We start from the raw sequence: 20746 nt of genomic DNA on the forward strand, positions 1-20746 counted from the left end.
CGAACTAAAGGTTAAATAGCCAAAATACAGAGAATGACAAAACCAAAGCTACTTAAAAACTCTCTATCACTATTAGTCAATCGGTTAACTCAAGGAATCGCTACATTTATCCTCACCACAGTCATAGCTCGTAACTTAGGAGCCTATGAATTAGGACAATACATACTCGCAATCAGTTATTACTATATATTTGTCACTTTTGTGGGACAAGGGTTAAGAACCTTATTTACACGAGAGCTAGCACGGGAAGCAGAAGCAACACCAGTTTATCTGGTGAGTGGTACTTTCTTGCAGCTGATTTTAAGTATCATCGGTTATGTGTTGCTAGTCTGTGTGGTGTTTTTACTCCCCTATAATGCTGATACCTCACTAGTTTGTTACATCATGGGGTTAGCAGTCATACCCTTTGCTCTTTCCAACATTACAGAAGCAATTTTTCAAGCGCAAGAAAATATGCACTTGATTGCTATCACTACAGTACCAATTTATATCCTACGTTTAGTAGTTATGATATGGCTAATAAACTTAGACTATTCAATCAATCATATCGCCGGAATTATGGTGATTTCGGAAATATTAATTCTCTTAATTCAATGGGTATTTTTAGTACGAAAAATTAAACCAGCATGGCAGATTGATCAAGATTTTATGCGAAAATCTCTCTATTCTGTTCGTACCTTTTTTGCCATTAATGCTTCTGGGATAGTTGCTGGTAAAATGGATGTTCTTTTAATTTCCCTGTTAGGCAGTGAGTTCCTAGTTGGTCTTTATGGTATGATTGCACAATTAATGCAACCGTTTCTGATTGTTTCTAATAGTGTTTCTATAGCTGCCTTTCCTCTCATGTCAAAAGCAGTAAATCTAGGCAAAGAAAAACAACAAGAGGAGACGGAAAATGTTGTAGAAATTTTACTAGCTATGTCAATTCCCTTCGCTATGGGAGTCTCATTTTTTGCTAATGAATTACTGATATTGATTTATAATGATTCTAAATTTTTGGAAGCAAGCTTACCTTTGCAAATTAATGTATTAACGCTAGTCGCAGCCCCATTTATTCGTTCATTTGGCTATCTACTTGTAGCTAATGGACTAGAAAAATACAATTTATTCGAAGTGCTGATTACCACAGTTTCTGGAGGAGTATCAGGTGTGGTGTTAATTTCTCAATACAAGCTAATCGGTGCAGCACTCATGAAAATAGTCATGTCTGTTAGTGCTTGCGGTTTACTAACCTATGCTGTATATAGTCGCCTATTTTCCTTAAATTTATGGCGAATTATGCGCCGTCCACTGCTAATTAGTGGTTTAATGCTCATCATATTTTTACTGCTCAAAAAAATTAATTTAGATTTTTTATTAACTCTGATAATTTCAACTCTTACTTATATAGTTTTAATTTGTTTAGTATTTAGGCGTGATTTGGGAGGATTTAATTCTATACGGCAGAAATTTTCCCTCAAAAAATGAAATTGCTCGATATTTAGCAAAAATCCCCAATATCCTTAATACCTATATATATCAAATGAAAATTAAAGTTGCTCTGTTACATTTTGGTTTTAAAGAATACACTACAGAATTAGCTAATGGTTTAGTTAACTATGTTGATTTAACCCTGATTCAACAAGAAAAAAATACTCAAGATTGTAGAGAAGTTTTAGACCCACGCATTTCTGTACTGACATTTAAAAAACCAGATATGCGCTATCCCAGTAACATCCTAGCAATGAAAGAAATGATGCGTTTGATTCGCAAAGTACAGCCAGATATACTGCACGTACAAGAGATTAACGATATCTGGTATCTATTAACTACTTTATTTAATCAAATACCGCCTTTAGTCACGACTATTCATGATATTTCGTCTCATCCTGGAGATGGGAAGAAAGTCTTTGGTTCTGATTACACTAGACCTATTGCTTTTTACCGTTCTCAGCAGCTTATAGTTCATACCCAGCAGCAGAAAACAACGCTGAATCAAAAATTTTCCATACCCAATGAAAAAGTGACTGTTTTACCTCATGGTGAAATTGGTAGTTGGTATAAGCGTCATAAACACAACAATAGTGCGCCAAAAGAACCATATACTTTGCTATTTTTTGGGCGAATTTGGCCATACAAAGGCTTGAAATATTTGTTAGAAGCTATGCCATTAATTGCAGAACAAATACCTGAAATCAAGCTAATTATTGCGGGAAGAGGAGAAAATATGGAGCAATACTTTCCTGATGGTTATGATCCACAACGCTATGATATCCTCAATCATTTTATTACTAATCAAGATGTAATTAGTTTATTTCAACGTAGTACAATTACAATCTTGCCATATATTGAAGCTTCTCAAAGTGGTGTAGCTGCTGTTTCTTATGGTATGGGAACTCCAGTTATCGCATTTGATGTAGGGGGATTAAGTGAGATAGTTCACCATCAAGAAGATGGGCTATTGGTTCCACTCCGAAATGTTAAAGCACTAGCTGAGGCAATTATTAGCCTTTTAAAAAATCAAGAATTATATAATCAAATGCGAAAAAAAATTATGGCTCGCTGTCAGGAAGACTTAAATTGGAAAAATATTGCGGAGCAAACTGTGGAAGTTTACCATAGATTATCAAAAACTAAATAAAATACATATTTTTAGGAAAGCATGAAAAATTTACTGAGGAATTTTGAATATGGATTTACTGTTTTTTCCTTAATTATTTATTTAGGAGGAATTGTACTGCTTATCCTCTCTGGTGGTGCAAATGAAGGTGATGTTTCAGTTAACTACAACACAGCTTTACTGCAACTTATATATCTATTGATTTATTTTATTACTATATGTCTACTAACTTTACGATGGAAAAAAAATCTTTTTGTTTTCACTAAAAATCGATTTATTTGGCTATTGTTAATAGTTGCTTCCATATCAGTTTTGTGGTCTTTTTCACCTAACGATACACGTAAAGACGTTTTTAAATTGTTATGCTCCAATTTATTTGGTGTTTACTTCGCTACTCGCTACACGTTAAAACAGCAAGTGAAAATATTGGGAGTGACTTTTGGTTTAGCTATTATCCTCAGCTTTGTATTTGCTATAGGATTACCTAAATATGGAACGATGGGTGGAGTTCATGCTGGTAGTTGGCGGGGAATATTTATGCACAAGAATAATCTTGGTGTACAAATGCTATTGAGTTTTATGGTATTTTTAAGCCTGGCTATGAGTGCGGAGAAAAAAGCTTGGCTTTATTGGTGTGGTTGTGCTTTATCTCTAGTTTTGATATTAATGTCTGATTCTACTTCATCCCTGATAAATTTAATACTACTAATATCAGTTTTTTTCATTTTACGATCTTTATGGTTACCTTATCAATTAATGATACCTACAATCATAGGTATAGCGACTACTAGTACAAGTTTCTATTTGTGGTTTAAAGAAAACGAAGATGTAATATTTGGCTTTTTTGGGAAAGATTCAAATTTGAGTGGTAGGGGAGATTTGTGGGAACTTGTATATGACATGATTTGGAGACAACCTTGGTTTGGATATGGATATAGCGGTTTTTGGCATGGTTGGAGAGGAGAATCTGCCTATATATGGCTAGGCTCATCCTGGACTCCTACGCACCCCCATAGTGGTTTTCTAGAGTTGTGGCTGGAACTAGGTTTATTAGGACTATCAATATTCTGGATAGGATTTGCTATTAGTTCTCTGAGAACAATATTGATAGTGCGGTTATATAGAAGCGAAGAATTTATTTTCCCAGCGATAATGATGGTTTACTTAATGTTAGCTAACTTAGCTGAAACTGCATTATTGGGTTCTGATAACTGGATACTTTACGTAGCATTTTCCTCCTCAACAGTAATTGCGTTGCATGAGCATAAGAATCAAAAAAGAATTAAAATATCAATTAAGAATACAGATTTCACCTATTTTAGGGGAGATGAGAAAAATGGAAATAATAATGCTGGGAGCTAGTTTGCAACAAAATGGCGGTATCGCAACTGTTGAAAATTTAATAATTAAACATATTCCTTCTGACATTAAAATCCAACATATTAGTACTCATGATGAGGGTTCTATTATTCATAGAATCCTAGTTTTTGCTATTGCTATAGTTCAATTATTAGGAAAAATCAGTAGCCAAAAAATAGATGTTATACATATTCATCTTGCTGATGGAGGTAGTCTTTTACGCAAATTAATTTTAGTAATTCTGATTTTGCCATTTCGTAAACCCGTAATTATGCACGCACATGGAGCAGAATTTCATGTAACTTATGAAAAGCTTCCTCAATGGCTACAAAAAGGTTTTAGTTGGATATTTAGGCGCTGTCAAGGTTTCATTGTGCTTTCGGTAAGTTGGAAAAGTTACTATATTGATAATCTAGGTTTGAATGAAAAAAAAGTTTTTATTTTACCTAATCCTACTGAACTACCTAGCAAAATTATTGAAAGAAAAAATTCTTCTGTAGTTAGGTTGGCTTTTTGTGGTCGCGTCGGTGAACGCAAAGGCGCATTCGATTTGATTACTGCATTTGCTCAAATCCCAGATACGCAAAAAAAATCTACTCAATTAATTTTGGCAGGAGATGGAGAAATAGAAGAGGGACTACGGTTAGCAGAGAAGTTAAAAATTGGAGAACAAGTAAGTTTTTTAGGTTGGATTAATTCCCAACAACGGGATGAAATTTTATCACAAGCGGATGTCTTTATTTTACCTTCTTATAATGAGGGGTTGCCAATGGCAATATTAGAAGCTATGGGGTGGGGTTTACCGATAATTGCTACGCCAGTTGGTGGTATTCCTGAGTTAGTGATTGATAAGCAAAATGGTTTATTAGTTACCCCTGGTAATATTCAAGAATTATCAGCAGCTATGGTATTGTTGATTGAAAATGAGCAATTACGACTGGAACTAGGCAATGTTGCTAGGAAGAATGTGGAACCTTATGATATTAATAATTATTGTGATTGTCTAGTTGATATATATAATTCATTATTACAAGTTAATTAAAAATGAGGTGGCTAATGAGAGTTAATATATGCGGTATAGAAATTGATAAATATAGTTTTGATGAAGTTGTGGAAGAAATTGTCAACCATTGCTTGGCAAAAGGTGTACCAAAATATGTTGTGACTCCGAATGCTATGCATATTCTGGAATTACAGAAAGATGCTAAATTTCGTGAGATTTATCGCCGGGCTTTTTTAGTGGTTCCTGATGGAGTATCTTTACTGTGGGCGGCTCAGTTGTTGCAAACTCCTTTAAATGGTAGGGTTAATGGTACAGATTTATTTGAAACACTTTGTGCGATCGCATCAGAAAAAGGGTTGAAGATATTTTTACTAGGAGGTCGCCCTGGAGCAGCCGAAAAAGCCCAGGAGGTACTGCAAACTAGATATCCTGATTTAGCAATTGTCGGCACTTATTCCCCTTCCTATGGCTTTGAGAAACAACCAGAAGAATTAAAGCTGATTAACTCTCGCATTGCATCTGTAGCTCCTGATATTCTGTTTGTGGGATTAGGCGCACCTAAACAAGAAAAATGGATAGCGAGTAATTATTTATCTTTGACAGTTCCAGTGAGTCTTGGTATTGGTGTGAGCTTTGAATTGGTTGCGGATATGGTGAGTAGAGCGCCAGGTTGGATGCAAAAAGCAGGTTTAGAGTGGCTATTTCGCCTAATAGTTGAACCGCAACGTTTATGGAAGCGTTACATTTTGGGTAATCCTATATTTATGTGGTTGGTACTGAAGCAACGTTTGGGAATGTCTAGATCATTTAAGAATAAGGGAGTAAGCAATTGAAAATCAGTATTGGGATGCTCGCCTATAATGAGTCGGAAGAAATTGCTAGTACTTTGTATTCTCTATTTGATCAAAGTATATTCCAAGATGCTAAGGGCGATAGAGAAATTGAAATTGTCGTAGTTGCTAATGGCTGTACTGATGATACCGCAGCGATCGCGCAGACTACTTTACAAGAGTGGAAAAAGTCATCTAGCAACGGCTCTATTTCCTGGCGGATTTGCGAAGTAGAAGAAGCAGGAAAGCCAAATGCTTGGAATCTTTATGTTCACAATTTCTCCCATCCCGATGCGGTCTATCTATTTTTAATGGATGCAGATATCCAGTTTCTTGATGCTCAGACTCTCGACTCGATGATTCAAACCCTAGAAAGGACTCCTGATGCTTGGGTATCTGTAGACAAACTAGTAAAGGATATAGCTTTAAAGCCGCAAAAAAACCTGTTGGAGAAGTTGTCAGTAGCGGTTTCTGGGGTATCGGGAGCTAAATCAGCCTGGATATGTGGACAACTTTACTGTGGACGCTCCGTAATTTTACGTAAATTTTGGATGCCTAAAGGTATTTTAGTGGAAGATGGCTTTCTATGGAATATGATTGTAACCAACAGTTTAAATTCCCCGGAGGTTACCGATAGAGTAGTTGTGGCAGATTCTGCATCTCATGTTTTTGAGGCTTACACTCAAATTAGTAGTTTATTGCGCCATGAGTTGCGTCAAGTAGTTGGTAATACAATCAATCAGTTCATTTACACTTACTTAAAAGAAGGTGAGAATTGCCAGAAAGATGCTGGTACATTAATCAAGTTGAGAAATGAGGAAGATCCACGTTGGTTGGATAAGTTAATCATCAGAAGTGTCGAAAAAAACGGTTGGTGGGCTATTCCCAACTGGTTACTAATGCGGCGATTACAAAGTCTTAGCAACCGACCTTTACAAAAAGCAATTTGGTTATTTCCTGTGTTGATAATCGCATTTATTGTAGACTTGATACTCTGCTTACAAGCTAATTATCATTTACATAGATGGGAAAGTATTACTTATCAGAAAAAACAACTAATTTAACAATACTTAGTACATTAAAATGAAACAAAAAAAGTTATTCACTAGAAGACGTAGCCTTTACTTAGGTTTAGGAAGTTTAGCTGGTATCGGGGCTTTAACATCTGGGAAATTTATCAATGGTTTTGACAAAAGTCTGGTTCTGGCTAATGAAAATAGAAGCTTTATAGTCAGGGACACAACCCCTTTAAGAAAACGTGCTGCTCGTAAAGGATTAATTTATGGCGCAGATTGCGGTACTTTGAATTTGCATTCTTATCCAGAACTACAAATTGCTCTAGTTACAGAGTGCAATATGCTAGCGCTAGGATTCCTGAAGTGGGATCTACTGCGTCCAACTCCTTATAGTTTTAATTTTACTAGAGGTGATTGGTATGCAAAGTTTGCTCAAAAAAATGGACTGCTTTTGCGTGGTCATACTTTAGTATGGCATCAAGCTTTACCAAGGTGGTTTGAGGAGACAGTTAACCAGCAAAATTGTGAGCAATTATTGCAAGAACATATTCAACGAGTTGTAGGCCATTATGCTGGAAGAATGCACTCGTGGGATGTTGTTAATGAAGCAATTAATGTTGAAGATGGGCTACCTAATGGTTTGAGAAAATCACCTTGGTTAGAATTTTTAGGGACAGATTATATTGATAAAGCTTTTCGATTGGCTGCTCAGGCTGATCCTAAAGCGATGCTGGTTTATAACGATTTTGGACTAGAATATGATAAGCCTGAAGATGAAGCGAAAAGAAATGCAGTTTTAAAGTTATTAGAGCGTTTAAAATCTCAGGGAACACCAATTCATGCTTTTGGGATGCAGTCTCACCTGTTTGGAGATGAAACGCATTTTAATCCGGAAAAGTTACGGACTTTTTTCCGCGATGTGGCTAGTTTGGGACTAAAAATAATGATTACAGAATTGGATGTGATAGATAGAGGATTACCTCTAGATATAGCTGTTCGAGATCGCATTGTAGCCAGTGTATATGAAGATTATCTTTCAGTTGCTTTGGATGAACCGGCTGTGATTGGTGTGACGAATTGGGGATTGAGCGATCGCCATACCTGGCTTTCCCAATTTTATCTGCGTGCTGATCAAGCACCAGCCCGTCCTTTACCCTTGGATGATCAAATGCAGCGTAAATTAGCTTGGAATGCGATGGCGCGTGCTTTTGATTTTGCTCGCAGACGCTAACAGGATAAGCAATTGCTCAACTATGATATGCAACCAGAATCTAGAACTCCAGCACTGCTAAGGCTCTATAAAGTTTCTGTAGTAGGCATATTGAATTTGAGCAGGTGTTTATTTTTAACTTAATTAGTTTAGACTATTATTAGTCATTGCCAATACTATTACTAGTCAAAATGTTCTGATTTTTGAAGGGGTTTCATCTAATAATTAAAAAAGAATTGGATTAACCCTACTTTGAGCAAAAAAAGAAATTTTGTAATTTTGTAGATAAAAGATACAGGGGCGCAGTTTTATTCAAAATAATATGGAATCTAGGGAATTTATTGACTTAGACTTGGGTCGTTACTTAATAATATTAAAGCGGCGATGGCTGGCTATTACGAGTATTTTTGTAAGTACCGTTGCTTTGAGCTTTTTTGCCACAACATTGATCAAGCCATCCTATGAAGCTGAAGGAAAAATTCTGTTTAGAATGCCTACTTTTAAAGTAGTAGGTAATGATCTCCTACCTAATAATAATGATGGTATTGAAGCCGCATATTTGAAGAGTTTAGTATCAAATCAGAATCCTATCAGCACGCAGATGGAAGTTATTTATTCTCCTGCATTGCTACAGGAAACTATAAATAAATTAGAACTCAAAAATAGCCAAGGTGAACTCCTGAGATTTGACGCAATACAATCGGGACTAAAACTAAAAATTATTGGTGGTACAGATGTTTTACGGGTTACTTATACAAGCAGTAATCCTGAAAAAGCTGCGGCAATTGTTAACACAATCATGAGTGTTTATTTAGAAAATGAGGTGTTGACAAGTCGCACTGAGGCGGAAATAATCCGTGAGTTCATGTCCAGACAGTTGCCCTATACTCAAGCTACTATGCGAAGGGCAGAAGTGGCACTGCGGATGTTTAAACAGAAAAATAATATTGCAGATTTAGGAGCAGAAACACGATTGGGTGTGGAGATTATTGGCAGTTTAGAGAAGGAGATGAATGCTATTCAGGCTCAATTAGCTGATATCAATGCCCAAAGTAATGAATTGCTGCAAAAATTAGAGTTAAATCCTCAAGAGGCGATCGCTGTGAGTACCTTGAGTCAGTCCCGTGCTATCCAGGGAATTTTGGTACAGCTGCAAGAGGTAGATATACAGCTAGCTAATCAAAGCAGTCGTTTCCTGGATAATAACCCTGTAATTATTAGTCTAGAAGCCAGAAAAGCCAACTTATCAACATTACTACAACAGCAAATTGATCAGACTCTAGGAAAACAAACGCAAATTCCCCAAAGACTGTTGCAGATGGGTGAACTCAGACAAAATCTCATCGACATTTTTGTCCAATTAGAAGTACAGCGCTTTGGTTTAGAGCAAAAGCTGACATCTTTGAATAATTCCCGTTCTGCTTACGAAGAACGAATGAAAATTATACCCCAGTTAGAACAAGCTCAACGGGAGCTAGAACGGAAAATTGATGTATCCCAATCTACATATCAAAACCTATTGACAAAAGTTCAAGAATTACAATTAGTAGAAAATGTCACTACACCGAATGCCAGAATTATCGCCCATTCTCTAGTTCCTGAAAAGCCAGACTCACGTAAAAAACTGATCGTTGTAGTTTTAGGTGTGATGTTCGGTGGATTTTTAGCTACTGCTAGTGTGCTGTTGTTCGAGATGATCGATAAATCTCTGAAAACACTCCAGGAAGTAACAGAAGTATTGGGATATACATTATTAGGTGTGATTCCTCTATCGAAGCAGAAAATACTCCCCCGCCTGAATGAAATAGAATTAAATCCCTGGGAAGTTGCAGTCAGAGATCAACCAAACTCGGTAACTAGCGAAATTTACCGGATGATTCAAGCTAACTTGAAATTCCTCAGTTCTGATACCGTGCTGCGAACTATAGTGGTTAGTAGTGCAGTTCCTCAAGAAGGTAAGTCTACGGTTTCTGCAAATTTAGCAGCTGCGATCGCCCAACTAGGACGAAAAGTGTTATTGATTGATGCACATATGCGAGTTCCAACTCAGCATCATCTCTGGAAATTAACTAATAGAGTAGGTTTGAGTGAAGTCCTTGTAGGTGAGAATCAATTTGAAACTGCTGTCAACCAGGTAATGGATCACCTTGATGTTTTAACTGCTGGAGTCAGACCGCCGAATCCACTAGCTTTGCTAGATTCTAAGCGTATGGCCTCATTAATTAAGGATTTTTCATCTCAATATGACTTTGTGATTATTGATGCTCCGCCTTTACTACTGGGTGCTGACGCTGTGAGTTTGAGCCAAATGTCGGATGGCATTTTATTAGTAGCTAGACCGGGTATCATCGATTATGGCAGTGCTGGTGCTATTCAGGAATTGCTACAAAAAACCAGTCCCAATATTTTGGGTTTGGTGGTGAATGGAGTCACTGAACTGAATAAATCTACCAGTTATTTGTACCATGCAGCTAAATATTCTCCCACCGAACATTTAACTCTTGGCAATTGAAATTTATGAATACAGGTGGTTTAGACAGGCTAAAATTCTGCATGGTTTAATGCATGATTCTGGTCTGTTAATCCCTAGTTCCCATAGCATTACCAGCTAAATATGAAGTCGTCCAAGCACTTTGGAAGTTAAAACCACCAGTAATTCCATCAATATCTACAATTTCTCCGGCAAAGTAAAGACCGGGAATTAATTTACTTTCCATTGTTTTAAAATTGATTTGTTTGAGGTTAACACCGCCACAGGTGACAAATTCCTCTTTAAAAACTCCTTTCCCTGTGATTAAGTATTCTCCCTGTGTCAATTCTTGAACTAGCTGATTTAATTTTTGCTTGGGTAGTTCCGCCCAACGTTCTTCTGTGGTAATCTCTGCACGGTCTACAATATATTGCCAGAGGCGATGGGGTAGGTCAACGCCACGATGCAGGGCGATCGCTTTTTGTCCCCATTGCGTCTTCACTTCTAAGATTTTTTGCCGTACTTGTTCCTGGTTTAAATCAGGTAGCCAATTGACTAATAATGTCGCTTGATAGCGATTTTCGTGGAGAAATCTTGCACCCCAAGCCGAAAGTTTGAGGACAGCCGGGCCACTCATTCCCCAGTGGGTAATTAACAATGGCCCTGTTTGTTGTAGTGGGGGTTTACCAGTACCAGCTAACCGTAATTGTACTGAACTAACGCTGACACCAGCCAATGACCTGAGTTTGGGGTCAGGAATGTTAAAGGTAAATAAAGAAGGTACAGGGGGTTCGATGTCATGACCAAATTCTCTGGCGATTTTATAACCGACAGGGTTGCTTCCTGTGGCTAGTAGTAGGCGATCGCATTTTTGGGTTTCTCCCGATTTCAACAGAATTTCAAATCCTGATTCTGGGTTAACTTTATCTGCGGAAACTACTGGTGTCCCTAGTCGTAATTCTATCCCAGATTTGGCTGTAGCTTTGATTAGACATTCGGCAATGGTTTCGGAACTATCCGTAATGGGAAACATCCGGCCATCGGCTTCTGTTTTCAGATGTACACCCTGGTCTGTAAACCAATCCACTGTATCTTGAGCTTGAAAGCGACTAAAAGCACCCCGTAAGGCTTTTCCGCCTCTGGGGTAATTTTGGACTAGTCTGGCGGGTTCAAAGCAAGCGTGAGTGACATTACAGCGTCCTCCGCCGGAAATTAGGACTTTCGCCAGTGGTTGACGACTAGCTTCCAGTAAAGTCACTTGGGCGTGAGGATTAACTTTTGCACAGGCGATCGCCCCGAAAAATCCGGCAGCCCCACCCCCAACAACTACAATATTTAACGGCAACAATTGATTATTCAATGACAAATACTGATTATTTTTTACGCTTCTAGCGGTTCAAATGAATCCTTGGTCGCCCCACATACTGGACACACCCAATCCTCTGGAATATCTTCAAAGGCTGTTCCCGGTTCGATACCGCTATCAGGATCACCTGTTTCGGGGTCATATTCGTAGCGGCAAACAGTACAGATATACTTTTTCATAGTTTCTCCTGATTTTACAACTAAATTAGCACTATAATCGCCACCAGGTTCTCTGGACATAACTAAGAATCCCGACGGCGATCGCCCCTAGTAAGAACAATCCAATCACTCCCCCCGGCAGAAACGTCAAAATACCAAACCCTCTCAGTACCCACATAGCTAATCCGATACCCAGGAGAATGCCAAAAATTTGGTTTAATGTCCGATTTAAGGAAGATTGATTCACTTAATTTCCCTTTCAAATTAAGATTACTATTCTAGCGCTGCCAGTAGGATTTTCATCTAGAGGTAGTGCTATTTTTCCAGTGACTAGTTTATTTTTTTCATAAAGAGTCATAAAAAATACAGTTTTTTACCTATAATTCCAGAATAATTGCCTAAAAATTATTGGTTTCAGTAGCATAGCACTGTCACTAAAATTTAGTTAGTTGAACTCGATCCTATTTAATGGTTTGCAGTTTCAGCGCTAATCGGTGGAGAAGTTGAGGAGTAAAGGAAATTAATATGTCTGCATTTTATATCTCAGATTCAATGATTAAAGGTGTAAATATGCCTTGGAGTCAAGACAAGCAATCGTCGCTGATGCGGGGTGAAATTTTGGTGCAAACCCAATCCCATACCGCCTGGGGTGGTGCTGTCACCGCTTGTATGTATTTACCTTTAGTGCGATCGCAAGTATGGCAGCAATTAACTGATTATCCTCGCTGGGTAGAATATTTTCCTGATGTCACAACCAGCGAAGTTTTATCACCAGGGGAAGTAAAACGCCTATATCAAGCAGCACAGAAAAGCTTTTTATTTTTGACGGCGCAAGTAGAAATTTATCTCACCGTCGTAGAATCTCTAGGACAACAAATTCAATTCCGCATGGAAAAAGGGTCTTTTCTGGATTTTACAGCTATGTTAAATTTAAAAGACTTTGGTAATGGTACTTTATTAGCATATCAAGTTACAGCTACGCCTAATATCCCCATCCCCACAATGTTCATTCAAGAAGCCATGAATTTGGAATTACCTGCAAATATGCGTAAAATGCGACAAGTTTTGTGTAAGGTTCAATAAAGGCAATGTCACAGGTAAAAACAATTTTGGAATTTTGGTTTGGTCATCCAGATGCACCTGATTATGGCAAACCCAAGGCTGATTGGTTCACAGAGAACGCCGAATTTGATCAGGAAATACGAAATCAGTTTTTATCAGATTACCAAAAAGTAGCAGGGGGATACTTAGAGGGCTGGATTGATGCACCCGAAAGCTGTTTAGCACTGATTTTATTGTTAGATCAATTTCCCCGTAATATGTTTCGTGGTCAGCCAGAAGCTTTTGCAACTGACTGGGAAGCAGTTTCAGCCGCCGAACACGCAGTTGTTAAAGGATATGATTCCCAATTGTTACCTGTACAACGCTGGTTTATTTATTTACCCTTTGAACACAGTGAAAACCTCAGCCATCAGCGTCAGTGTGTGCAGCTATTTCAGCAACTCAGTCATGATCCTAATAGTGCGAAAGCAATTGAAAACTCATTAAGTCATCAGGCAATAATTCAGCGTTTTGGACGTTTTCCCCATCGTAATAGCATTTTGGGACGTAATTCTACTAAGTCGGAAAAGGAATTTTTACAAAAGCCAAGTTCATGGTTTTAGCAGTTTAGCTAGGGACTTATGGCAGCCGTGAAGGAAGTTATATCATGTCCGTTTAATTTAGTTACGATTACCGAAATCATGTCACCCCACCCCCAACCCCTCCCCCGAAGTTCACCCGGAGGGAAATCCTCCTTGTGACTTCTCTCCGCAAGCGAGGAGGGGAGATCAAACGGTCTTGATAGTAGGACAAAAACAGATGATAAAATCCTGGGAATTAAGGAGTTTCAACCCTACTCCCCACTCCCTACTCCCCACTCCCTACTAGGTAAAAACTTCTACAGGTACACGATTAAAGGAAAGGCGTTCATTCTGCACATCTACAAAGATGGTGTCGCCGTCGTTAAATTCACCGCGTAGAATAGCTTTGGCAATTTGAGTTTCTAACTCTCTTTGAATGGCGCGTTTGAGTGGACGCGCTCCATATACAGGGTCATACCCTACTTCTGCCAAAAAGTCAAGAGCCGGATCGGATAGTCTGAGGGACATCTTGCGATCGCTTAATCGTTCTCTTAATCTATCTACCTGTAACAGCACAATTTGCCGTAGTTCCTTTTTATCCAAACCGTGGAAGATGATAATTTCATCAATGCGGTTGAGGAACTCTGGACGGAAACTATTTCGCATGGTTTCCATAACTCGGCGACGCATTTCGTCATAATGCATGGTTTCCCCAGCCAGATCCAGAATATATTGGGAACCGATGTTACTGGTCATGATAATAATCGTGTTTTTGAAGTCCACTGTCCGACCTTGGGCATCAGTCACCCGACCATCATCGAGAACTTGCAGTAAAATATTGAACACGTCGGGGTGGGCTTTTTCGATTTCGTCGAAGAGAATCACCGCATAGGGACGACGACGAATAGCCTCAGTTAACTGTCCTCCTTCTTCGTAACCGACATATCCGGGAGGCGCACCAATTAACCGAGAAACTGCGTGTTTTTCCATATACTCAGACATATCAATCCGCACTAAAGATTCTTCAGTGTCAAACATATATCCTGCTAGGGCTTTGGCGAGTTCGGTTTTACCGACACCTGTGGGACCAAGGAAAATAAAGCTAGCAATGGGACGATTCGGGTCAGCTAGTCCGGCGCGCGATCGCTGAATCGCATCGGCTACAGCTGTCACAGCTTCGGCTTGTCCCACCACACGGTGATGCAGTTCATCTTCTAAATTCAGCAGTTTTTCTTTTTCTGATTCCACCAATTTGCTGATGGGGATTCCTGTCCACTTAGAAATAATTTCGGCAATGTCAGCTTCTGTGACTTCCTCCCGCAAAAGGGATTTACCTGTTTTTTGGGCGTTGGCTAGTTCAGTTTCGGCGCTTTCTAATTGGCGGTGTAAATTGGCTAACTTACCATATTTCAACTCGGCGGCGCGATTCAGGTCATAATTGCGTTCCGCTTGTTGAACTTCTAAATTAACCCGGTCGCTTTCTTCTTTGATAGATTGAATTTTGTTAATGATATCTTTTTCCGACTGCCATTGAGCGGTAAGCCTTCTTTGTTCTTCTTTGAGATCCGCCAGTTCTTTTTCAATTCTTTCTAAACGTTCTCTGGAAGCTGCGTCAGTTTCTTTTTGCAAAGACAGCTTTTCCATTTCTAATTGCAGAATTTTCCGATCGATTTCGTCCAGTTCTTCGGGCTTGGAAGTAATTTCCATTTTCAACCGGGCGGCGGCTTCGTCTACCAAGTCGATGGCTTTATCTGGGAGGAAGCGATCGCTAATATATCGACTAGATAATGTCGCAGCAGCAACTAAAGAACTATCAGAAATTTTGACCCCGTGGTGGACTTCATAGCGTTCTTTCAAACCGCGCAAAATCGAAATTGTATCTGGGACACTAGGCTGATCGACATAAACCTGCTGGAAGCGTCGTTCTAAAGCCGCATCTTTTTCGATATACTTGCGATATTCATCTAAAGTCGTCGCCCCAATACACCGCAATTCACCCCGCGCCAACATCGGCTTTAACAAGTTCCCCGCATCCATCGCCCCTTGAGTCGCACCAGCCCCGACGACGGTATGAATTTCATCAATAAATAGAACTATATTCCCGCCGGATTCCGTAACTTCTTTTAATACTGCTTTCAGGCGTTCTTCAAATTCCCCCCGGAATTTCGCCCCAGCGATTAACGCCCCCATATCCAAGGCGATTAATTTCCGGTCTTTCAGAGATTGGGGGACATCACCAGCAATAATCCGTTGGGCTAGTCCTTCGGCGATCGCCGTTTTCCCCACACCAGGTTCACCAATTAACACCGGGTTATTCTTAGTCCGGCGAGAGAGAATCTGCACAGTGCGGCGAATTTCATCATCCCTTCCAATCACCGGATCAAGTTGACCTTTACGTGCTGCTTCTGTCAGGTCACGTCCGTATTTTTCCAGTGATTGATATTTTCCTTCTGGATTTTGGTCGGTCACTTTTTGACTCCCACGAATTTGCTTAATGATATTTTTGAGTTTCCCCTCGTCTAAACCAAACTCTTGGAATAGACCTTTACCAAAGCGCCCATCTTTGGCGTAACCCAGCAGTAAATGTTCAACGGAGATATATTCGTCCTTAAATTCCTGACGATATTTATCGGCTCTATCTAAAAGTGTATCTAAACTGCGTCCTAAAAATACAGATGTGCTGCTACCTGATACTTTCGGCTGTTGTGCCAAAAATTGCTCAGTCCGTTGGCGCAGTAAATCTGTCAGAGATTCCTGGACTTTGGGTAAATCGATAGCCGCCTTTGTTAAAATGCTGTTAGCTAAACCGTCCTGTTCCAGCAGCGCTTTCATCAGGTGTTCGCTTTCCAGTTGCTGTTGTTGATATTGTTTAGCAATCTCTGGGGTTTGGGCGATCGCTTCCCAGGCTTTTTCAGTAAATTGGTTAGGATTAGTAGGTTGCATAGTCTTTTAGATAAACTACTCCAAATATGAGGCGCACAGATAACCAGAGCCAGTTTTGTATTTATATGGTTATTGTAGAGACACAGACACAAATAACAGGATCGGTCTTCACGTCTTTAGTAAGTGGTATTTTCCTCTAGTCTTGTACTCGAACTGATCCTGAATTATTATCTGCCATCAAACGATACACATACCTAAGCATCCATTCCATCAAAATCAATAACAATGTAATTTTTCTTTTATCGGATATTGGGATTTCTTTCCATCTCGAATATCTGACGGTGAACAAGTTGAGTGAACCAAAGCAAATTATTGATACCAATTAATGTAGCCAGTATTGAAACAAATACAGCTAGGCATAGTGTAGAACGATCATATTTGTCCATAGCAATGGTACTCAAGGTTAGGGGTGCCGTTTTCCCAAAATAAGCCCGGACTAACTCGATTAGGGACTTCCAAGAAATAAACTATCCAAATAAACGTTAGCGTAGCGCGTACCACAGAGTTATGAGACTTTGAGAGCTTTTTTACGTTAGGTGATTGAGTATTTTTTATTTGGAAGTCCCTTACAAACTAAAAACGTGAGAACCGTACCCATCAGCCACCGCTAATTTTGGCTTTGTAACCTAACTTAGTCAAAATATCCAGAATTTTTTGTTTATGGTCGCCCTGAATTTCAATTTCATTATCCTTGACAGTACCACCACTACCGCATTGACTTTTAAACTGTTTAACTAAATCCGCCAAAACCTCTGGCTTTGTTTGAAAACCGCTAATCACCGTCACAGTTTTACCCTTGCGTCCCTTGCGAGAAGCCTCCACCTTCAGCTTTTGCTGCTGCGGAGGTAATTCCGGAGTCCCTCTTTCTGTCGCCGCCGAGTTATCATTACCAAACTCCTGGTAGACAAAGCGTTTATTGCCAGATTTATTAGAAGACATAAATTTTTGATTAATAAAAAATTCTAGGTACTTGATGTCTTAGCACTTAATACAACTGATTGTTTCACCACGAACGCACAAAGGAGACAGCCTTGATGAATCAGCGTATGAAATACCATAATTACCTTTATTTTTCTTTATACCTTTGCGCCTTTGCGCCTTTGCGTGAAATAAATTCATAATTGAAATCAGCAACGCCAATAAGACCATCGGGATCTTGCACTCCCCACTATGCTTTTATAATAATTACATCTATCCTGTCATCAAAAATTTTCCGTGACTACCACACCCCTCTCTCCAACTTCCCAATTTAATTCTCAGGTTCCCGACATCCAAGGACGCTTTGGACGCTTTGGCGGTAAGTACGTCCCGGAAACACTGATGCCGGCTTTAGCGGAATTAGAAACAGCTTATCAGCAATACCGCCATGATCCCAGTTTTCTAGCCGAACTACAACAGCTACTAAAAGACTATGTAGGACGTGCCACACCGTTGTATTTTGCCGAACGCCTCACAACTCATTACGCCCGCCCAGATGGTACTGGAGCGCAAATTTACTTAAAGCGTGAAGATTTAAATCATACAGGCGCTCATAAAATTAATAATGCCTTGGGTCAGGTATTGTTGGCGAAGCGCATGGGTAAGAAAAGAGTAATTGCTGAAACAGGCGCAGGACAGCATGGAGTAGCAACGGCGACGGTTTGCGCTCGGTTTGGGCTGGAATGTGTGATTTACATGGGCGTTCACGATATGGAACGCCAAGCTTTAAATGTATTTAGAATGCGATTAATGGGTGCAGAAGTCCGTCCGGTGGAAGCGGGAACCGGAACCCTCAAGGATGCGACTTCTGAGGCTATCCGCGATTGGGTGACGAATGTGGAAACCACTCACTACATTTTGGGTTCTGTCGCTGGTCCTCATCCTTACCCGATGATGGTAAGGGACTTCCATGCTGTGATTGGTGTAGAAACTCGCGCCCAAGCAATGGAAAAATGGGGCGGTTTACCTGATATTCTCATAGCTTGTGTGGGTGGTGGTTCCAACGCGATGGGATTATTCCACGAGTTTGTGAATGAATCTTCTATCCGATTAATTGGGGTGGAAGCCGCCGGCGAAGGTGTGAATACAGAAAAGCACGCTGCCACCTTGACAAAAGGACAGATTGGTGTATTGCATGGAGCAATGAGCTATTTGTTGCAAGATGAAGAAGGGCAAATAATTGAGGCGCACTCGATTAGTGCTGGTTTAGATTATCCTGGGGTGGGGCCAGAACATAGCTATTTGAAGGATATGGGAAGGGCTGAATATTATAGTGTGACTGATGCAGAGGCTTTAGAAGCGTTCCAGCGACTATCTCGCCTAGAGGGAATTATACCAGCTTTGGAAACTGCTCATGCGATCGCCTATTTAGAAACCCTCTGTCCCCAACTAACTGGTAGTCCGCGAATTGTCCTCAACTGTTCTGGACGCGGTGATAAGGATGTACAAACCGTAGCCAAGTTTTTAATCCCAGAATAAATCTGATATCTTGCACCATTATCAATAACCGTAGGGTGGGCATCTTGACCGCCTAATATCAATTACCGTTAAGATGCCTGCTCCACAAGAAGAAGTAACATTGATAAAAATATTAAACTTTAGAAGTTTTTTATAAGTATTATAGAAGGAATTGACGAGATACTTCAATAATTATGTTAATCAGATTTACAGTAGAAAACTTCTTATCCTTTAACCAAAGGATAGACTTTAACATGATTGCTTCAGATGATACCCATCATAGTCATCATGTAGTTACAGGTGAGTCTCAGGAGTCAATAAAATTACTCAGAACATCTATAATTTATGGTGCTAATGCTTCTGGCAAATCTAACTTAATTAAAGCCATGAAATTTGCCAGAGATTTTATTGTAGATGGTGTTGAAAAAAATACAAATATAAATATTGCTAATTTTAAACTAGATAAAACCTGTTATACGAAACCATCTAGGTTTGAGTTTGAATTTAGAAATAATGATAAACAATATGCCTATGGTTTTTTAGTTAATAAACATAAAATTCATGAGGAATGGTTATTTGAAATTGGTGTAAATACAGAAATACCTATTTATGAAAGAATAGAAGAAAATATTAATTTTCATAATTTTAATCATGAGTTTTTTGTAAATAGTTCTGAAGAAGAAAGAAACAGAATCCGTTATGAAGCAGCGAGTACAAGAGAAAATTTACTGTTTTTAACTAATTCACAAGAACGTAAAGTAAAACAACTAGAACCTGTATTTGAATGGTTTAATGATGTTTTGAAAATTATTTTTCCTAACTCTAAACCTTTTCTACCTTCTTTTAGTCAATCATTCCAAAATTCTTTGAGTAAGTTTTTGACATCTTTAGATTTAGGTATTACAAAAATCACTACTAATACAATAGATTTAGATGATTATAATGAAATACCCTCTGAAATTAAAGATAAGATTAAGAAAGATTTTCCCTATGAAGAAGGTGAAGAAAAAGCAATATTTATACCTGCCTTAAAATGTATTATTTCTCAAGCAAAAGACGAAACAGACAAATTGACAGTTCTCAATTTATCACCAGTGAGATTTGACAAGGAAAATAGCGAAGTAGAATTTGAAATATCAGAAGAGTCAGATGGAACGCAAAGATTAATCGATTTATTTCCTATGCTAATGCATTTAGCACGGGGAAATGCTGTTTATGTAATAGATGAAATTGAAAGAAGTCTACATTCTTTACTGATGAAGAAACTTTTTGATTATTTTCTGAATAATCCTGAAAATATAAATTTAAATAGTCAGTTAATTGCTACTACCCATGAAGTTTATTTATTAGATATAAAGGATATCTTTAGAAAAGATGAAATTTGGTTTGTAGAAAAAGATAAGCATGGACAATCTGTAATTTATTCTTTAGCTAATACAGACGTTGAAAATCTAGATTTAGCTGCTGGATATCTTAATGGAAGATTTGGAGCAATACCTTTTATTAAAGACTTAAAAACATTGGGATGGAGCCAGGATTAATAAGATGGGAAGAGAAAGGAATACAGATTATCAAGGTAGATCTAGTTATATTGCTAGTAAATGTGGGTAAGCGTTCAGGGGGTATAAAGAAGAAGAAAACAACCCCCGAAGTCAAGCAATCAAATTATGCAGCTTTCGACAAGTCAGAATCATCAGAACAAGCAGTAGCTTCTGGAAGCAGAGAAGGAGTGGC

General features: G+C 38.9%; 18 protein-coding genes. 13 read left to right on the forward strand and 5 right to left on the reverse strand.

The window, feature by feature from the left end:
- The first annotated feature begins 33 nt into the window (after positions 1–33).
- From VB620_RS02700 to VB620_RS02735, 8 genes are all read left to right on the forward strand, one after another.
- Complete coding sequence (locus tag VB620_RS02700) at positions 34–1467, forward strand: oligosaccharide flippase family protein (RefSeq protein WP_323194583.1); 1434 nt, start codon at positions 34–36, stop codon at positions 1465–1467.
- 55 nt (positions 1468–1522) lie between these two features.
- A complete protein-coding gene (locus VB620_RS02705) occupies positions 1523–2620 on the forward strand; it encodes a glycosyltransferase family 4 protein (protein ID WP_323194584.1) in 1098 nt (365 codons plus the stop codon).
- A 21-nt stretch (positions 2621–2641) separates the two neighbouring features.
- Entirely contained in the window at positions 2642–3961 is a 1320-nt protein-coding gene (locus VB620_RS02710; protein WP_323194585.1) for an O-antigen ligase family protein, read from the forward strand.
- Positions 3927–5000, forward strand: coding sequence for a glycosyltransferase family 4 protein (locus VB620_RS02715; RefSeq protein ID WP_323194586.1), 1074 nt, complete (start codon positions 3927–3929; stop codon positions 4998–5000). The genes VB620_RS02710 and VB620_RS02715 overlap by 35 nt, the downstream gene beginning before the upstream one ends.
- Positions 5001–5014: 14 nt before the next feature.
- Positions 5015–5794: a WecB/TagA/CpsF family glycosyltransferase gene (locus tag VB620_RS02720; RefSeq protein WP_323194587.1), complete on the forward strand. Its 780-nt coding sequence runs from the start codon at positions 5015–5017 to the stop codon at positions 5792–5794.
- Positions 5791–6855 (forward strand): glycosyltransferase family 2 protein, encoded by a 1065-nt coding sequence (locus tag VB620_RS02725; protein WP_323194588.1) that lies wholly within the window; start codon positions 5791–5793, stop codon positions 6853–6855. Before VB620_RS02720 ends, VB620_RS02725 begins: the two co-directional genes overlap by 4 nt.
- A gap of 19 nt (positions 6856–6874) precedes the next feature.
- The gene (locus VB620_RS02730) at positions 6875–8038 is read left to right on the forward strand and encodes an endo-1,4-beta-xylanase (RefSeq protein WP_323194589.1); all 1164 of its coding nucleotides are present in this window, start codon (positions 6875–6877) and stop codon (positions 8036–8038) included.
- 301 nt (positions 8039–8339) lie between these two features.
- Positions 8340–10529 (forward strand): GumC family protein, encoded by a 2190-nt coding sequence (locus tag VB620_RS02735; protein ID WP_323194590.1) that lies wholly within the window; start codon positions 8340–8342, stop codon positions 10527–10529.
- Positions 10530–10596: 67 nt separating this feature from the next.
- Here the strand turns inward: VB620_RS02735 and VB620_RS02740 are convergent, their stop codons facing one another.
- The 3 genes from VB620_RS02740 to VB620_RS02750 are packed head-to-tail and all read right to left on the reverse strand — an operon-like array spanning position 10597 to position 12258.
- Complete coding sequence (locus VB620_RS02740) at positions 10597–11835, reverse strand: BaiN/RdsA family NAD(P)/FAD-dependent oxidoreductase (RefSeq protein WP_323194611.1); 1239 nt, start codon at positions 11833–11835, stop codon at positions 10597–10599.
- Positions 11836–11867: 32 nt separating this feature from the next.
- Positions 11868–12032: a rubredoxin gene (gene rd, locus VB620_RS02745; RefSeq protein WP_323194612.1), complete on the reverse strand. Its 165-nt coding sequence runs from the start codon at positions 12030–12032 to the stop codon at positions 11868–11870.
- 31 nt (positions 12033–12063) lie between these two features.
- On the reverse strand, positions 12064–12258 hold the full coding sequence (locus VB620_RS02750; protein ID WP_323194591.1) for a hypothetical protein: 195 nt from the start codon (positions 12256–12258) through the stop codon (positions 12064–12066).
- Positions 12259–12536: 278 nt separating this feature from the next.
- Here VB620_RS02750 and VB620_RS02755 point away from each other — a divergent pair, with 278 nt between their 5' ends.
- Together VB620_RS02755 and VB620_RS02760 are read left to right on the forward strand one after the other, a co-directional pair.
- A complete protein-coding gene (locus tag VB620_RS02755; RefSeq protein ID WP_323194592.1) occupies positions 12537–13094 on the forward strand; it encodes an SRPBCC family protein in 558 nt (185 codons plus the stop codon).
- A 5-nt stretch (positions 13095–13099) separates the two neighbouring features.
- Positions 13100–13675 (forward strand): DUF924 family protein, encoded by a 576-nt coding sequence (locus VB620_RS02760; RefSeq protein WP_323194593.1) that lies wholly within the window; start codon positions 13100–13102, stop codon positions 13673–13675.
- A gap of 261 nt (positions 13676–13936) precedes the next feature.
- Here VB620_RS02760 and clpB read toward each other — a convergent pair whose 3' ends face one another.
- Together clpB and VB620_RS02770 are read right to left on the reverse strand one after the other, a co-directional pair.
- On the reverse strand, positions 13937–16576 hold the full coding sequence (gene clpB, locus VB620_RS02765) for an ATP-dependent chaperone ClpB (protein ID WP_323194594.1): 2640 nt from the start codon (positions 16574–16576) through the stop codon (positions 13937–13939).
- A gap of 597 nt (positions 16577–17173) precedes the next feature.
- Positions 17174–17515, reverse strand: a complete 342-nt coding sequence (locus VB620_RS02770; RefSeq protein WP_323194595.1) for a translation initiation factor — start codon at positions 17513–17515, stop codon at positions 17174–17176.
- Positions 17516–17791: 276 nt separating this feature from the next.
- Here VB620_RS02770 and trpB point away from each other — a divergent pair, with 276 nt between their 5' ends.
- The 3 genes from trpB to VB620_RS02785 all read left to right on the forward strand — a co-directional run.
- The gene (trpB, locus tag VB620_RS02775) at positions 17792–19033 is read left to right on the forward strand and encodes a tryptophan synthase subunit beta (protein ID WP_323194596.1); all 1242 of its coding nucleotides are present in this window, start codon (positions 17792–17794) and stop codon (positions 19031–19033) included.
- Positions 19034–19266: 233 nt separating this feature from the next.
- The gene (locus tag VB620_RS02780) at positions 19267–20553 is read left to right on the forward strand and encodes an AAA family ATPase (RefSeq protein WP_323194597.1); all 1287 of its coding nucleotides are present in this window, start codon (positions 19267–19269) and stop codon (positions 20551–20553) included.
- The coding region (locus VB620_RS02785; protein ID WP_323194598.1) for a hypothetical protein at positions 20538–20746 on the forward strand (209 nt) is incomplete at its 3' end. The genes VB620_RS02780 and VB620_RS02785, both read left to right, overlap by 16 nt.

Origin of the sequence: Nodularia harveyana UHCC-0300, from assembly GCF_034931085.1 — a bacterium.
Taxonomy (GTDB): Bacteria; Cyanobacteriota; Cyanobacteriia; order Cyanobacteriales; family Nostocaceae; genus Nodularia; species Nodularia harveyana.

What these genes read in the sequence shown, in the direction of transcription:
- VB620_RS02700 (WP_323194583.1), top strand. Translation starts at nt 34, where the DNA reads ATGACAAAACCAAAGCTACTTAAAAACTCTCTATCACTATTAGTCAAT.
- VB620_RS02705 (WP_323194584.1), top strand. Translation starts at nt 1,523, where the DNA reads ATGAAAATTAAAGTTGCTCTGTTACATTTTGGTTTTAAAGAATACACT.
- VB620_RS02710 (WP_323194585.1), top strand. Translation starts at nt 2,642, where the DNA reads ATGAAAAATTTACTGAGGAATTTTGAATATGGATTTACTGTTTTTTCC.
- VB620_RS02715 (WP_323194586.1), top strand. Translation starts at nt 3,927, where the DNA reads ATGAGAAAAATGGAAATAATAATGCTGGGAGCTAGTTTGCAACAAAAT.
- VB620_RS02720 (WP_323194587.1), top strand. Translation starts at nt 5,015, where the DNA reads ATGAGAGTTAATATATGCGGTATAGAAATTGATAAATATAGTTTTGAT.
- VB620_RS02730 (WP_323194589.1), top strand. Translation starts at nt 6,875, where the DNA reads ATGAAACAAAAAAAGTTATTCACTAGAAGACGTAGCCTTTACTTAGGT.
- VB620_RS02735 (WP_323194590.1), top strand. Translation starts at nt 8,340, where the DNA reads ATGGAATCTAGGGAATTTATTGACTTAGACTTGGGTCGTTACTTAATA.
- rd (WP_323194612.1), bottom strand. Translation starts at nt 12,032, where the DNA reads ATGAAAAAGTATATCTGTACTGTTTGCCGCTACGAATATGACCCCGAA.
- VB620_RS02755 (WP_323194592.1), top strand. Translation starts at nt 12,537, where the DNA reads ATGTCTGCATTTTATATCTCAGATTCAATGATTAAAGGTGTAAATATG.
- VB620_RS02760 (WP_323194593.1), top strand. Translation starts at nt 13,100, where the DNA reads ATGTCACAGGTAAAAACAATTTTGGAATTTTGGTTTGGTCATCCAGAT.
- clpB (WP_323194594.1), bottom strand. Translation starts at nt 16,576, where the DNA reads ATGCAACCTACTAATCCTAACCAATTTACTGAAAAAGCCTGGGAAGCG.
- VB620_RS02770 (WP_323194595.1), bottom strand. Translation starts at nt 17,515, where the DNA reads ATGTCTTCTAATAAATCTGGCAATAAACGCTTTGTCTACCAGGAGTTT.
- VB620_RS02780 (WP_323194597.1), top strand. Translation starts at nt 19,267, where the DNA reads ATGATTGCTTCAGATGATACCCATCATAGTCATCATGTAGTTACAGGT.